Here is a 14,369-nt window from a genome sequence, read left to right as displayed (position 1 = left end):
ACAAAAATGGACAGGCTTCATCTTGCAGGTTCGTTGGGCATCGCGGATCTTTAAAACAAGCCTGTCAATGAGTGAAAGAGTGTTTGTGAATCCCCATGCCCGCTTGCCCCGTATACACAATGATACACTCTTTTAGCTTTATACTGTACTGGGTACTGAGTATTGGGTAAAAATTATTGACAATCGCCAATTTATAGTGATTAATACTTAATCAATAATTTTCTTTTAAAGGGTGCAAAAATGTGCTTATAACGGTAAAAATCAAAGAAATAGTTATTTCTTGTTTTATCCTTGCCCGATTAAGTGAAAGCGCAAAATGAATCATTCTCTAGCTCAGGATGTGTCTATATATCAGCTAGCTTTGGGTGTAAAAACGCCTCCCCAACCATTATCTCTTAGTCCTGCTACTCTGCTGTCACTGGTGCGATCGCAAATTGACTTATTAATTGAGCAGAAAATTGCAGCCACTTTATGGGTGAAGCTACCACCACAGAAAATTTGGCAATCAGAATTAGCGCGTTATCACTCTTGGGTAAAAGTGTCTGATGTCATCTATAGTTGTGACGTGGGTTCGGTGCAAAGCAAAAGTGAAGTCCGAAGTTCAGATGACTCAAATGCACACTTCAAAAAAAGTGAGGAAAAAGGCATCATCCCATCACTTCATTACCAGAGAGTGCAACTACTCCCAGATAGCCAACTGCGACGGGAATACTTTTTAATGGTATTGTCACCGCAGTTTTGTAGTTTAATTTTGGCACACCGAACGCCCAAAATACGCAAAACCCCTGACGCAAAAGTAAAAAGCAATAAAACAAGTGCGTTGCTAACGATAAATACTTTTGAAGGAAGAATAATTCAACGAGTTTTAGATGGTATAAAACAAGCAACTGCGCCAGATTCATTTTCTCTCGTCCCGGCTGATTTTATTTGCCCAAGTATGCCGGATGCAACACTGATGAGTTCCCTGCTGCAAAAACAACTTCAGCGACAAGAAGAAATAAATCGGCAAATCGCTGTTGAACGATCGAGCAAAGTTCAGCAGCGAAATCAAAAACAGCACAATAAAGAAGAACTTAAGGATGAATACTTAAACAATGTGTGTCAAGAATTGCGTACACCGTTAACGCACATGAAGACGGCACTTTCATTGTTAAATTCTCCCAATCTAAAACCGCCGCAGCGACAACGTTATTTACAAATGTTGAATAATTTGTGCGATCGCCAAAGTTCCCTAATTACTGGTTTATTGGATCTAGTAGAATTAGAGCGCAATTTAGACTTAACTACTTTAGAGTCGGTACGCCTCTCGGACATTGTACCGGGCGTAGTCAGTACCTATCAACCTTTAGCCGAAGAAAAAGGCATTCTGCTTGCCTACACCGTACCCAATGACCTGCCAGCAGTTAGATGTGTCACTGGTAGGTTAAGGCAGATTGTAATTAATTTATTGCATAACAGTATTAAGTTTACACCTAATGGTGGTCAAGTGTCGGTGCGAGCCTTTCTCGGCGGAACTTCCCCGCGTGAAGGCATCCAAAAAGCATCTACCACTACTGAGGGTAAAAGCAATTATGTCCAACTAGAATTTCGCGACACAGGTATAGGTATTGCCGAAAACGAGATTCCCAAAATCTTTGATCGCTTTTATCGCGTGCGTTCAGGCACAACAGAAGACAAGGGAGGCGCCGGTTTAGGATTAATGATTGTTCAGCAACTGCTGCGACGCTGTGGAGGCTCGATATCTGTCAAAAGTAAACTGTCTGAAGGTTCTATTTTTACAGTACAGTTAGTGGTTAGTGGATAGTGGATAGTGGTTAGTTGATAGTGGATAGTGGTTAGGAGTGCTTTTTGACAACCAACAACTAACAACTAACAACTAACAACTAACAACTAACAACCAACACCCAACTATGTTCATCACCTTAATTGCAGACTACGGAAATGGTGATCCGGCTTTTGCTGAGGTTACGCAGCGTTTATTAACAGAATTACCGCATTCTCTAATCAATTTAGTTTCAGCTCCAGCTTTCAGTACCTTGGCTACCGGCTTTTGGATTGCTCAACTCGGTCTGAACATTGGTCCAGAAGAACGTTTAATTTATCATAATTGTGCGCCCCGCCAAGATGATAAACAAGCCAGACGGGACAATGAAGGCGAGGGATTAACTTATGCTCTGCTTGACAATAATGTTAAAGTCGTCGGTGTTAATGCTGGTTACACACTCTCTTTTATCAAAGATTATGCACAAGTACTGCATATTGTCAAGGTTTCTAGAGGCGGTTCGCAATTTCGATCGCGTGATGTATTTCCCAGTGCAGCAGGTGCGATTGGTAGAGGCGATTTAAGCGTTTTGGGAGAAGTTTTGAATAAAAGTGATATTCCTGATGCACCAAGCGATCGCGTAGCCTGGATTGATGGTTACGGTAACATTAAAACCACCATCCCCGCAGATAGCATCAACCTCAAACCCGAAGCCAAAGTAATTATCCGCGTCGGTGATGTAGTAAGTGATGCAGTATACTCCGACGGTAGCTTTAAAGTCCCAGAAGGAACATTAGCTTTTGCACCGGGAAGTTCTGGTTGGTTAACACCTGATGGAAAGCGATCGATTCGTTGGATGGAATTATTTCTGCGCGGTGGTAACGCTTGGGAACGCTTCGGGAAACCGCGTGTAAATCAGTTAGTTACTTGTATTGGGTAATGGGGAATGGGGCATGGGGCATGGGGGATGGGACAAGGAAGAGGGGGAATACAAGGAAGACGAGGAGACAAACTCCCCCTGCTAAGAGCTCCCTGCTAAGAGCTCCCTGCCCCCTGCCCCCTGCCCATCTCATCAATCTTTCAGCGGCAGAAAAATCGTTAAAACTTCGCCGTGCTGCGGACGCTGGCGGACTATGAGTTTACCGCCGATCGCCTGAAATAAATGCTTTGTCGCAGAAAGATTCAAGCTAATTACACCCGTCTCTGGTTGGAACATCAACAATTGACCTAAAGCCTTACGAATTGGCGGGGTTACGGCTGCGAAGGGGTTTTCGCTGTCTTTGCATTGAGCTTGTGGTGATAATTGTAACTTTAATTGATCGCCAGCGGGAATTACCTGTACTTGAATATGGCTACCAGCTGGTAAGCTGCGGGTAAAATTTTCCATCAAACCGGTGAGGACGCGATCGAGCATTGAAGGATTGCTTACCACCGTTGGTAATTGCTGCGGTAAGACAACATCCAAAGTTAAATTACGCCGATTTGCGGTTTGTTGCCAACGGGGAATGCTTTGCTGTAAAACTTGATCTAAAGAAGTTGGTGTCAGTTGAGTGTTGCTCGATTTCGCGGCAGCAGAAGTTTCTAATTCTGCGGCTTTAAAGAGCAACTCCATACGATCAATTTGCTCTGTACACTCGTGGTCGATAACTTCCAAGCGCTTGATAACGTTTGCTGGCAAGGTTTTCTGCTTTAATAGCAGACGTGTCATGGTGCGAATTGTTGTCAAGGGTGTGCGGACTTCGTGAGCAAAAGCTTGAAGCAATTCTACATCGGGACGGGACGAACGGTGAGCAGAGGCATCGGCGCAATTTTCTTTATCGTGTCGGTTCGCGGCTTTTTCTTCTTGGGGTAATTGCGTTAACAATAACTGACTAAATTGCATCAAAATGTGGTAATCTGGTGCAACTGGTTCGTATTTTTGGACTAAAGAATTTAGTTCGGCGTAAAAATCTGGATTGTTTAGCATGACTCTCGCACCAAGCGATCGCCACGCCATCTGAACCACTTCTGGGTCAAAAGAAAACGAAAACCTTTTTTTACCGCTATTATCTTCTGCTAAAACTAATACTAATCTAAATTTTTCTGTAAAAATTAAGCAAAACTGCTCTCTCCCCAACGGATCGGCAGCCAATAAAGGCAATACTGATTCATGAGGAGCAATTTCTGATGGTATTACTGTCGTCCCGGTCGGCATTTGAAATGGCATCAATGCCAACGGGTTAAATGGTTTTGCTGTAAAAGTTATTGTCTGCAAGCTTTGAGTTACTCTTGGCTGACTAAACATTGGTGCCGGTGCAGCTAAAACTAATCCTTGGGTGGCATCAGTTGAATTAGTTGCTAAAGTATTTAATAGCAACTGTTCAGTTGCGGCTAAACTGACGCACCACTGCCGGTCTGATGCAGCAGGTGAACATTCAGCCACACTTAATTGACTTTCGGCTAAAATTTCACTCAGACTTGGCAAGATCCATTTGTACACAGGTTTTCACCTCTTAGTTCACTCAACGGCTAACAGCATCTATAAAAGACATTCCACTATGAGGTTATAGTTATTTGTGTACTGGTAACAGTCGTAGAACCGAACACTCTTAGGCGCAATTTCCCCTAGAACAGTGATTGAGTATTCATCGTAGTGAAAAAAGTCGGTTTACAGATTTTCTCTACAAGAAAAACCGGATTTTTGACATTAGCTAGGAATTAAAAGCAATTTTGTCACGTATTCCTGACTTACTTACCAGATACTTCCGACAGAATCTTTTATCAAACAGTTAAATTTTCTTTATATCCTGGGGGAGAGGTAGATAAATTTATTTGGAGGGAATCTAGGTAGAAGAGGTGAAACTCATGTTGACACCCCTTTTGGGCAAATAAAGATTCCATGCAAACCAACTTAGTTAGGTTCCCCATCGCATCGATGTCGGGAAACAGTGAACAAACACTTTCAAAAGTATCTACCAAGTACGATTGTGCAATGCAGCAATTTCAAGAGCTGCTGGCAACTGAGGATTTGGATAATAAACTGGATGCACAACCATCTATAGTTAGTGAGTTTGAAGACGCACTACGATCGGCAATTAGTGAGGCTTATCAAAAAGGCTATGGTGATGATGATGCTCACTGTTTTTTACAGCGAATTCTTTATGGCATCAATCGGCTGAAGCTGTTTTGGTATGACGATTTGCGGCACTATAATAATGAGCGATCGCTTTATTTATCCTCATTATGCCAGCAAATTGAAGCAGCTTGGCAAAATTGGGAATTAGCACAAGTTGATGTGGCTGCACTGCAACAATTGGATGTCAAAGATGCTTTAATTAAACGTGCTGCGGAAGATTTAGATCCGCCATTATCCTCGGAAAGTCGCTACATCCGTGAGGAAATGAGCGAAGTTGGTTATCGTCACTTGTTAGCGATCGCCTCGTTTGATGGTTTAGTTGAAGGTAGTCGGCTTTCCCGCATTTTGGGTGGTGCGGCAAATGAGGTGCAATGTACGCTGATACGGGTACTGCTAGAAGAATACGGCAACGGGCGCTTATCTCGCAAGCACTCGACATTTTTCAAGGCAATGATGGCTGAGTTTGGTATGAACACTCAGCCAGAAGGATACTTCGATTTAGTGCCTTGGGAAGTACTAGCTTGCGCTAATCATAACTTTTTGGTGACGGAGTGCAAGCGGCATTTTCTGCGCTATAGTGGGGGGTTGACCTATTTTGAAGTCGCAGGACCCGCAGCTTATAGAAATTATCTCACAGCGGCGCAACGATTGCAACTGTCGGAGGCGGCGATGGGTTATTGGGAACTGCATATCAGGGAAGACGAACGCCACGGACGTTGGATGCTGGATGATGTAGCTTTGCCTTTGGCAGAACAATATCCCTCGGATGCGTGGGAATTGGTGCTGGGGTATGACCAGGAAAAATTGATGAGCGATCGCGCTGCTGTTGCTGTCGTGCGATCGATACGCGAGGCAGAACACTCGGCTTTACTCATCAAAGAAATAGAAAAAATTAGAAAATAAAAATTAAATATGGCAAGTTTTATCTTGCCTTTTTTATTTTGTTTCTAATTTTTGTTATTGTCACTTGCTTCTCAAAATATTCCTTTAGTCATTAATTCTTAGCTAAAGGAACAATTTATGCTCGCTTTTTTTAAGCCAGTAATTAATCTTTTCGCTTTCGCTAATTATATCATAAAGTGCAATTCCCATGAAAGACATTTTTGTTTGTCCCGAAGAATCTAACTTTTACTCCAACTGCTTGGAAAACCTTGTCATCAGAAATTGCCAAAATGACGAGTCTGTTGTTGAATTTGGCTCTGGAGATGGTACTCCGGTTATCAATTCATTATTAAGAAACAAATTTGATGGTGTCATACATGGATTTGAATTAAATACTTCTGCGTGGAAAGTCGCCAATTCCACAATTGATGAATATAATCTCGCTAATAAATACGTCATCAATAATTCATGTTTGTTTAAATCGTCTAAACCTAAAGCCGAATATCTGATTGCTAATCCGCCATATTTGCCTGCACCAGACAAAGATATTTACATGCCATTATTATTTGGCGGTATAGATGGCGCCGCAGTTACTAACGAGCTTTTGTCATTAGATTATGACAATGTGTTACTTTTAGTATCTAGCTACTCTAATCCCGAAAGTACGATTGAAAAGGCGAAAGAAAACGGCTACAGTGTTAATAATTTTGTCGTATTGCCGTTGAAATTTGGCTACTACAGTTCTGAACCAAAAGTCAAAAAACACATCGAAGAATTAAGAAAGCATAAAATGGCGTTTTATTCTGGCGATTATTACTTCTTAGCGGGAGTTTTATTTAAAAAATGCCATGAGTGTGATGTTGATTTATCTAGTGAATTAGCTCATGTGATGACGAGTTTGTAAGTACTTGACACCCTTTGCATAGTGCGGCGTTGTACGCACAACGCCCGCCTACACAAGCTAGAATATCCATAGCCCGCGTAGGCGGGCTTCGTTCGTATAGCCTCAGCATAGAATGCTGAGGGCGTTATGTTTGCGAGTTTTGTTTGACGAACCTTTATAATTTAGGATTGAGCGATTGCCTTTTTTATATACAGCAGGAAAGCAAGTTGCTCCAAGGTACAGTATTTAACCTTGAAAGCCAGATACAAAGCGTTTTTCACTTCGGAATTCTGACTTTTGAGTACTGAATTATGCTGTATAATATTAAGTCTGCTTCACCCAACACAAGCTGAGTATAGTTAATTTTTTTCATATCTCTCCTACTTTTAATTCACTATGAGAGAAAAAATTTTAGAAACACTCATCACTGCATTAGAACCAAAAGATTTTGTATTAGCTTTTTGGCAAGGAGGTTCAGCAGCGCATGGGTATACAGATGAATGGTCTGATTTAGATATTGAAGTAATTGTTAAAGATGATGAGGTTCAACAGACTTTTGATGCTGTAGAAGAAGCTTTACAAACAATTTCAGAAATTAGTTTTAACTATAGAGTTCCCGAACCTACATGGCACGGTCACTCACAAACATTTTACCAGTTAGCAGAAGCAAATCCATTTTTGGTGATTGATTTTGCAGTTATGAAGCAAAGTAGCCGCAACGATTTTTTAGAAGTCGAACGACATGGAAACGCGGTTATTGCATTTGATAAAGCTAATCTAGTTGTACCGCAAAATGTGAATCAATCCGAGCATTTTTCCCAAATGAAAGAAAGATTTACACATCAAAAAAAGCTCTTTAACTTTTTGCAAGTATTCGTCAAAAAAGAGATAAATCGCGGACATTTAGCGCAAGCTATCGTCAACTATCAATCATATACCCTGCGAAATTTAGTTGAACTTTTGGGAATGCTATATCGTCCCTACCGATACGATTTTACAATCAAGTATTTTAATCGAGATTTTCCATCTGAAGTTGTAGCGCGTGTAGAACCACTTTTTTGTATAACGGATTTGGCTGATTTGGCAAACAAACAGCAACTTGCAGAGGAAATGTTCGCAGAAACCTTATCGCGTGTAGAACAAATGCTTGAGAAGCATAAGTAACCCTAATGAAATATTACTTTATTTTCAAGTCAAGTCAGGATGATACAAACAAATACTTTCCACTTCAGTTAAGCTGACAACAGCAGTTTTAATTCCCAAAACAATGACGAATAATAGTCCTACAATTCTCGCTTTAGACTTTGATGGTGTAATTTGCGACGGACTAATTGAATATTTTCAGGTAGCATGGCGTACCTATTGTCAAGTATGGTCGCCAATTAACCAAACGCCATCAGATGATTTAGCTTCTAGATTTTATCAGCTTAGACCTGTGATTGAAACAGGTTGGGAAATGCCGGTTTTAATCAAAGCTTTGGTAGGGGGAATTGATGATGAAAAGATTCTTCAGGAATGGGCTAGCATCGCTCAACAAATTTTGTTAGAAGACAAGCTACAGGCAAAAGAAATTGCTACAAAACTAGATAATCTCCGGGATGAATGGATTGCTACAGATTTAGATGGTTGGCTGAGTCTGCATCGATTTTATCCGGGTGTGGTAGAAAAAATTAAAGCAATCGCTAGTAAAATCAAGCTGTATATCGTCACCACCAAAGAAGGACGTTTTGTACAGCAGTTATTACAACAACAAGGAGTTACTTTAGAAAAAGAAGCGATTTTCGGGAAAGAAGTCAAGCGTCCTAAATACGAAATTCTGAGAGAATTAATCCAGGCAGCACAGGAAAAAGCAGTCAGTTTATGGTTTGTAGAAGATAGAATCAAAACGTTACAGTTAGTTAAACAGCAAACCGACTTAGAAAATGTCAAACTCTTTCTGGCAGACTGGGGTTATAATACTCAACCAGAAAGAAACGCGGCTGAAAACGATTCGCGAATTCAGCTAATATCGCTTTCTCAGTTTGCTGAAGATTTTTCGGAATGGATAGTTGATAGTTGATAGTGGATAGTTGATAGTGGATAGTTGATAGTGGATAGTTGATAGGGGATAGGGGATAATGGTAAATCTGAACAACGCACTAACCAACAACTAACCACTAACAACTAACAATTAACAACTAACCACTAACAACTAACAATTAACAAAACTTTATGCTTGACCTTACACAATTAGCGCGACAAATGCAAGGCTTAAGTCAGCATCTAACTTTAGAAGCTGCTGCAAGTCGGCAGCGTTTAGAATTAGCGCAACAACATCTGAAAAATGCTTACGATCGCCAAGATGATTTAGTACAGCGACAGGAAAAATGGCGCGATCGCATTAATTTTTCTAATGCTACACCAGTTGAGCCACTAGATATCTGTATCGATATTCCAACTCCGCCGAAGGTACATACTGTTATTGCTACCGACGGTTCCCAAATTGCCCCGAATCACCACGAAATTGCTTACTGCTATCTCCTCAACATTGGCAGAGTCGTTTTGCACTACGGACAAAATCTTCACCCAGTTTTAGATAGTTTACCAGAAGTATTTTACCGCCCAGAAGATTTATATATGTCGCGGCAATGGGGAATTCGCACTGAAGAATGGATGGGTTATCGACGCACTGCGAGTGAAACAACTGTGTTAGCAGAACTTGCTTGTGTAGAAAAGACGGAAGCACCAACATTAGCAATGGTGGATGGTTCGTTAATTTACTGGTTTTTGGAACAGTTGCCTGGGGAAGCACGCGATCGCATTTTACCCCCGATCCTTGAAGCTTGGAAGCAAATGCGCGAAGCTCAAATTCCCATCATGGGTTATCTCAGCGCTTCTCGCAACATTGAAGCGATGAATTTTTTACGTTTAACAGCTTGTTCTCACCCAGTTCCTGATTGTAAAACTTTTTGCCCAAATCAATTAGAAAAAGTACCTTGTAAAATATTTGAACCTTTACGAGATACTACACTTTGGTCAACTAAACTCAAACCCGGACAACGCAGCACTTTATGGCGCAGTAATGCCCACATTTTAGAACAGTATGAAGACCAAAAAATTTACTTTTGCTACGTCCACGTTGGTACCGAAATTGCCCGGATAGAAGTTCCGGCGTGGGTAGCAGAAAATACTACTATGTTGAACCAAGCATTAGGATTGATGTTGGCACAAGTGCAAAAAGGATATGGGTATCCAGTAGCGATCGCGGAAGCGCATAATCAAGCTGTGGTCAAAGGTGGTGATAAAGCGCGTTTCTTTGCTTTATTGGAACAACAAATGATTAAAGCCGGTTTGAGAAATGTAGGCACTTCCTACAAAGAAGCCAGAAAACGCGGTAGCATCGCTTAATTTGACGCTATGAAAGGAAATTATCTCTAATAAGCTGTTCCACATTTAAATTGCACGCATTAGGGCGGGCAAGATGCCCACCCCACAATAGTTTGATTCAATTTAGATATGCAAACTAGATATGGAACAGCTTATCATCAGGACTTACGCACGAACTACGAATTTCCGTCATTGCGACGTAAGGAAGCAATGACGGAAATACGTAGCTCATCAGCGATTTAATGCAGATATAGTTGCGGCATTACCTGCACCCGTACAGCGTTATTTTTTACATGCGATCGCACCGGAAACACCTTTAGCAACTTCTGTCAAGCTAAAAATGCAAGGACAGTTTCGGCTTGCACAAGATAAACCTTGGCTACCCATGCAAGCGCAAGAAATCCTCACTCCCAAAGGATTTGTTTGGAAAGCAGTAATTGGTAGAGGATTTCAATTTAAAGGAGCCGATTATTATTTTAATAATTCGGGGAGAATGCAGTTTAAAATGTGGGGATTAATTCCGATTGTGAATGTAGATTCTGAGGATATTCATCGTTCCGCTATTGGACGACTGGCAGCAGAATTTATCTGGCTACCGTCTGCCTTATTGCCTAGTATGGGTACAACGTGGAAAGTGCTTGACGATAACACGATTCAAGCTAGCTTACAGATTGATGGTGAACTCGTCACCCTGACTTTAGTTATCGATGCAGACGGCAAAGTTTTACAGATTTTCTTGCCACGTTGGGGCGATCGCACAGAAAATAAAACTTGGGCTTACATTCCCTTTGGTAGTAAGTGCGAAGCAGAACTATATGAAAGCGGTTTCACCATTCCCGACAAAACAAGTGCAGGTTGGTGGTTTGGCACAAATCGGTATAATGAATTTTTTCAAGCTACTATTGAGCGGGCAGAGTTTTCTTGAGAATCGTTAATTACCGCTTTTTGGCTTTTTCTACATCCAAAATGCCGGATTGAGAAAGTCGAGGAGAGCATTGCTGCTCTCCTACCCCTTATAAATCCAGTTATGTTCGCGGACCTACCGTTGACTTGTTCAATCCGTTAGTGAAAATATCCTCCGCGATGGTGATGCCAAGCGGAACTCCGCCAATATTTTTCGAGAGATTGGGTTTGCCGTTATTTTTGACTCTAAAAGCATCAAAAACCCAATGAACGCCAAGGAGAACGCGACTCAACCCGTTTTCAAGAATCATCTGCCACAATCCGTCATCAAAATTGCGGCGATGCAGCGATCGCACTGTGCCTCTGTTATCTTGATTTTTGCCATTCAATTCTTCAGAAATGAAATCGAGTCCATCAAATAAATTATCTGCTTTTCTATCTCCAATTTCCACGCCATAAAAAAGCCGTGTTATGTGCAAAGCAGCAGCACCGAACGTCGCATGTCCTGATGGATATGCTGGAAAGTTTGGCGTGAAATTCTTCAAGGGAATTGTGTTTGTGGTTAAATTGGGATTGACTGAGTTTGTTCTTGGGGCACCTAACGGCAACCAAAATGGATCGCAATCCTTTGAGATATTATTGTTAGCATCTGTTGCCGCAGGACCGATTGATTCATCATGTTCGCGAATGCCTAGCACCGGTCGCCAGAGATCGTGAAAGTATTTCTGATCCCATGCTAGAATGCCGGCATCACCCATTGCTGCGTTCACCAGAGCGAATAAACGAGCATTTTGGGCTTCGGTGTTGCCTTTAGCGATCGCTACAGTGCGAACAATTTGGTTATACAAACGCGGTGGGGTTCCTAGTCCAATTGCTCCATCATACGCCCAATAAATACCAACTAACGTTTCTTCTGGAGTTCGGATGTCATCTTCCAAATCTTCATCAAGTGTTCCCATCAGTTCGGGTGCAATGCCTTTCACCCGCACCTGTCTCAATGCCTTGAGATATTCCAAATTGTCAAACGGTGGTGCATCAAGTTCGTGTCGGGCTGTAATCGCAAAGCCTTTTGACTGCGCTCCATAAAATGGTGCGTCAAAACCTTGCCCTGGATTGTCAGGATCAACTCGATGCCTACCACGTTCTGTAGAAAACTCGTAGCCAGCATCACTGTTATCTGGGTCATTTTGTCTATCGGCTAGAATTGCTTGAGCTACTTTCACCCCAAAGTCATGTCCAGGGTTAGCCACATCACCATTTTCTGCCAGCTTTGTATCAAAAAAACCTTTTTGTTTTGTATACAAGGCTACTAGTGTTGTGTAAGCAGCCGCCGCCACTGCTGCGGCTGGTGATGCGCCATTTGGAGCCGATGGTAGTCCAGGTAGATAAGGCGGTAAATTAACTGGGTCATTAACTACACCAGCATAAGCATCGTACATAGCCAAGTGAACAATTGCCAATGCTCGTGAACTCAGCGCCGGTCCGGGTTGTTCTCTCGCCTCTGGTTTTGTGAAGCTGATACGATTAGCTTCAAGCGCGACTTCGTTCCAGATAAGAATAGAATCTGTCATCGGTTGCATTTTCCTTTTTCATTAAGAGCGCATAACAGTTCTATTGACAAAATCGACATTTTGTAGTTATGCGCTGTTAATTATTCCTCAAAGCCGCGTTTGTGGATTAAGCAAGATGTCAGATATTCGTAATATTTCTTTACATATGCTAATAGCCGCGCGTCCATTGAAATAAACTGAAATCCTTACTTAGTAGATGTTCAGTCCTCTTGAGAGGACTTTATTAGCCTTGGACTTAAGTCCAAGGTGGATGCGATCGCACTATATATAGATGCTGAAAAGCGTTTCTAATAGTTGTCATGACTGTGTGAATGAAGGAATTTGAGAAAGTCAAAAGGCATTTTGCTTGCGGAAAACACCAAAATGAGAAAGTCAAAAGGCATTTTGAGTAAGTCAAAAGGCATTTTGCTTGCGGAAAACACCAAAATGAGAAAGTAAAAGCTCATTTTGAGAAAGTCAAATGCCATTTTGCTAATTGAATTCGACCTAAACTAAAATACCCGAAAATTTTTTCTCTAGCTGAAAAGAGTCTCCGAAAGCCTTGTCATAAGCAGCAAAAACCACAGCGAGGACTTCTCTGTGCATCTGTGCGGTTCAAAAATGCGTTAATCTTGAATTAATCACTATATATATAGATACTCGAAAGCGCTTTTACTAACTTCTGAAGATGTATCGATTCATGCGTTGCCATCACAGATATGCGGATGCGACTTGTGGGAACTGTTGGGGGACGAATTGCTGGGGCAAAAATGCCAGATGCTTTTAGCTGCTTTCCTGCTTCTAAGGCTGCTGCTGCACTTGGCAATTGAAAACATAATATAGGTGATTCTTGCTGCACTAATTTCAACTTGGGTAATTGCAGCAACTTTTTCAACTCATCGACATTCGCCCATAATTGGTTGCGGCGTTGCGGTTCTTGCTGTACAATCTTGATTGCTGCTAACGCTGCTGCGGTGTCTGCGGGTGACAGCGCGGTGGTGTAAATCCAACTGGGGGCGCGATTTCGTAAAAAGTCGATTAAAGTGGCACTGCCGGCGACATAACCGCCTAAACTGCCCAAAGCTTTACTCAAAGTGCCAACTTGAATTAATTGCTTTCCGCTACAGCCGAAATGTTCGACACAGCCGGCGCCAGTTTTACCCATTACCCCAGTGGCATGAGCTTCATCAACTAACAGCATACAGCTAAATTCTTCAGCTAAATTTAACAGTGTCGGCAATGGACATAAATCACCATCCATGCTAAAGACGCTATCAGTGATAATTAAACAGCGTCGGTAATTTTGCCGCTGATTCAGCAGATTTTTTAAAGCTGTTACATCACAGTGCGGATATTCGATAACCGTCGCACCACTGAGAATCGCTCCATTTTTCAAGCTGGAGTGATTGTACTCGTCAGACAGTATTAAATCGCGTTTGCCTACTAAAGCGGTTATTGCTCCTAAATTTGCTAAATAGCCAGAACTGAATACTAGTGCATCTTCTGTTTGTTTGAATTGGGCGATCGCTTGCTCCAACTCTCTGTGTAATTCTCGATGCCCGCTGAGTAATCTCGAACCAGTGCTTCCCGTCCCGAATTGTTTGGTAGCTGCAACCCCGGCTTCAATTAAGCGATCGTCCCCCGCCAATCCCAAATAGTCGTTACTGGCAAAATTAATTACCTCTCGACCATCCACAATCACCATCGCACCAGGGCGTCCGTGGATGGTTTGTACTGAACGATACCAGTCCGCCCGGTGAATCGTTGTCAGGGATTCGTTTATCCAAGCATAAGGGTTTGGGGACATGGGGGAGGGGAGTGGGGGATGAGGGGACAAGGGGACAAGGGGGACAAGGGCGACGGGCGTGGGGACAAGGGGGAGAGAATAAGCAACACCCAACAACTAAC

Annotated in this window: 10 protein-coding genes and 1 pseudogene; 8 read left to right on the top strand and 3 right to left on the bottom strand. The window is 42.1% G+C overall.

Translation table 11 applies throughout. The annotated features are described in order from the left end of the window. Positions 1 to 316: 316 nt before the first annotated feature. Positions 317 to 1,804 carry a DICT sensory domain-containing protein gene (locus PI95_RS25850; RefSeq protein WP_039747506.1) on the top strand — a complete coding sequence of 496 codons (1,488 nt, stop codon included), beginning with the start codon at positions 317 to 319 and terminating at the stop codon, positions 1,802 to 1,804. A gap of 106 nt (positions 1,805 to 1,910) precedes the next feature. Beyond that, entirely contained in the window at positions 1,911 to 2,702 is a 792-nt protein-coding gene (locus PI95_RS25845; RefSeq protein WP_039747507.1) for an SAM hydrolase/SAM-dependent halogenase family protein, read from the top strand. 132 nt (positions 2,703 to 2,834) lie between these two features. Here the strand turns inward: PI95_RS25845 and PI95_RS25840 are convergent, their stop codons facing one another. Beyond that, positions 2,835 to 4,241 (bottom strand): DUF8628 domain-containing protein, encoded by a 1,407-nt coding sequence (locus tag PI95_RS25840; RefSeq protein WP_039747508.1) that lies wholly within the window; start codon positions 4,239 to 4,241, stop codon positions 2,835 to 2,837. A gap of 399 nt (positions 4,242 to 4,640) precedes the next feature. Here PI95_RS25840 and PI95_RS25835 point away from each other — a divergent pair, with 399 nt between their 5' ends. From PI95_RS25835 to PI95_RS25810, 6 genes and pseudogenes are all read left to right on the top strand, one after another. Then, positions 4,641 to 5,780 (top strand): iron-containing redox enzyme family protein, encoded by a 1,140-nt coding sequence (locus PI95_RS25835; protein WP_052325210.1) that lies wholly within the window; start codon positions 4,641 to 4,643, stop codon positions 5,778 to 5,780. Between the two features lie 187 nt (positions 5,781 to 5,967). Then, positions 5,968 to 6,663, top strand: a complete 696-nt coding sequence (locus PI95_RS25830) for a class I SAM-dependent methyltransferase (RefSeq protein ID WP_039747509.1) — start codon at positions 5,968 to 5,970, stop codon at positions 6,661 to 6,663. Positions 6,664 to 7,038: 375 nt separating this feature from the next. Beyond that, on the top strand, positions 7,039 to 7,806 hold the full coding sequence (locus PI95_RS25825) for a nucleotidyltransferase domain-containing protein (protein ID WP_039747510.1): 768 nt from the start codon (positions 7,039 to 7,041) through the stop codon (positions 7,804 to 7,806). Positions 7,807 to 7,909: 103 nt separating this feature from the next. Beyond that, positions 7,910 to 8,701 carry an HAD family hydrolase gene (locus PI95_RS25820; RefSeq protein WP_039747511.1) on the top strand — a complete coding sequence of 264 codons (792 nt, stop codon included), beginning with the start codon at positions 7,910 to 7,912 and terminating at the stop codon, positions 8,699 to 8,701. A gap of 152 nt (positions 8,702 to 8,853) precedes the next feature. Then, positions 8,854 to 10,029, top strand: a complete 1,176-nt coding sequence (locus PI95_RS25815; protein ID WP_039747512.1) for a DNA double-strand break repair nuclease NurA — start codon at positions 8,854 to 8,856, stop codon at positions 10,027 to 10,029. A 226-nt stretch (positions 10,030 to 10,255) separates the two neighbouring features. Continuing rightward, positions 10,256 to 10,933, top strand: a pseudogene (locus PI95_RS25810) (DUF6920 family protein); the annotation flags it as partial. Positions 10,934 to 11,033: 100 nt separating this feature from the next. On the opposite strand, the gene PI95_RS25805 reads toward PI95_RS25810, so the two are convergent. Both PI95_RS25805 and bioF read right to left on the bottom strand, forming a co-directional pair. Then, positions 11,034 to 12,482: a vanadium-dependent haloperoxidase gene (locus PI95_RS25805; RefSeq protein ID WP_163519193.1), complete on the bottom strand. Its 1,449-nt coding sequence runs from the start codon at positions 12,480 to 12,482 to the stop codon at positions 11,034 to 11,036. A gap of 616 nt (positions 12,483 to 13,098) precedes the next feature. Further along, positions 13,099 to 14,268, bottom strand: coding sequence for an 8-amino-7-oxononanoate synthase (gene bioF, locus PI95_RS25800; protein ID WP_039747515.1), 1,170 nt, complete (start codon positions 14,266 to 14,268; stop codon positions 13,099 to 13,101). Positions 14,269 to 14,369: the final 101 nt, after the last annotated feature.

The sequence above is a fragment of the Hassallia byssoidea VB512170 genome, assembly GCF_000817785.2.
Taxonomy (GTDB): Bacteria; Cyanobacteriota; Cyanobacteriia; order Cyanobacteriales; family Nostocaceae; genus Hassallia; species Hassallia carrinoi.
The sequence above is the reverse complement of the archived record's forward strand: the minus strand, read 5'-3'. Positions and strand labels throughout refer to the sequence as shown.

What these genes read in the sequence shown, in the direction of transcription:
- PI95_RS25850 (WP_039747506.1), top strand. Translation starts at nt 317, where the DNA reads ATGAATCATTCTCTAGCTCAGGATGTGTCTATATATCAGCTAGCTTTG.
- PI95_RS25845 (WP_039747507.1), top strand. Translation starts at nt 1,911, where the DNA reads ATGTTCATCACCTTAATTGCAGACTACGGAAATGGTGATCCGGCTTTT.
- PI95_RS25835 (WP_052325210.1), top strand. Translation starts at nt 4,641, where the DNA reads ATGCAAACCAACTTAGTTAGGTTCCCCATCGCATCGATGTCGGGAAAC.
- PI95_RS25830 (WP_039747509.1), top strand. Translation starts at nt 5,968, where the DNA reads ATGAAAGACATTTTTGTTTGTCCCGAAGAATCTAACTTTTACTCCAAC.
- PI95_RS25825 (WP_039747510.1), top strand. Translation starts at nt 7,039, where the DNA reads ATGAGAGAAAAAATTTTAGAAACACTCATCACTGCATTAGAACCAAAA.
- PI95_RS25820 (WP_039747511.1), top strand. Translation starts at nt 7,910, where the DNA reads ATGACGAATAATAGTCCTACAATTCTCGCTTTAGACTTTGATGGTGTA.
- PI95_RS25815 (WP_039747512.1), top strand. Translation starts at nt 8,854, where the DNA reads ATGCTTGACCTTACACAATTAGCGCGACAAATGCAAGGCTTAAGTCAG.
- PI95_RS25805 (WP_163519193.1), bottom strand. Translation starts at nt 12,482, where the DNA reads ATGACAGATTCTATTCTTATCTGGAACGAAGTCGCGCTTGAAGCTAAT.
- bioF (WP_039747515.1), bottom strand. Translation starts at nt 14,268, where the DNA reads ATGTCCCCAAACCCTTATGCTTGGATAAACGAATCCCTGACAACGATT.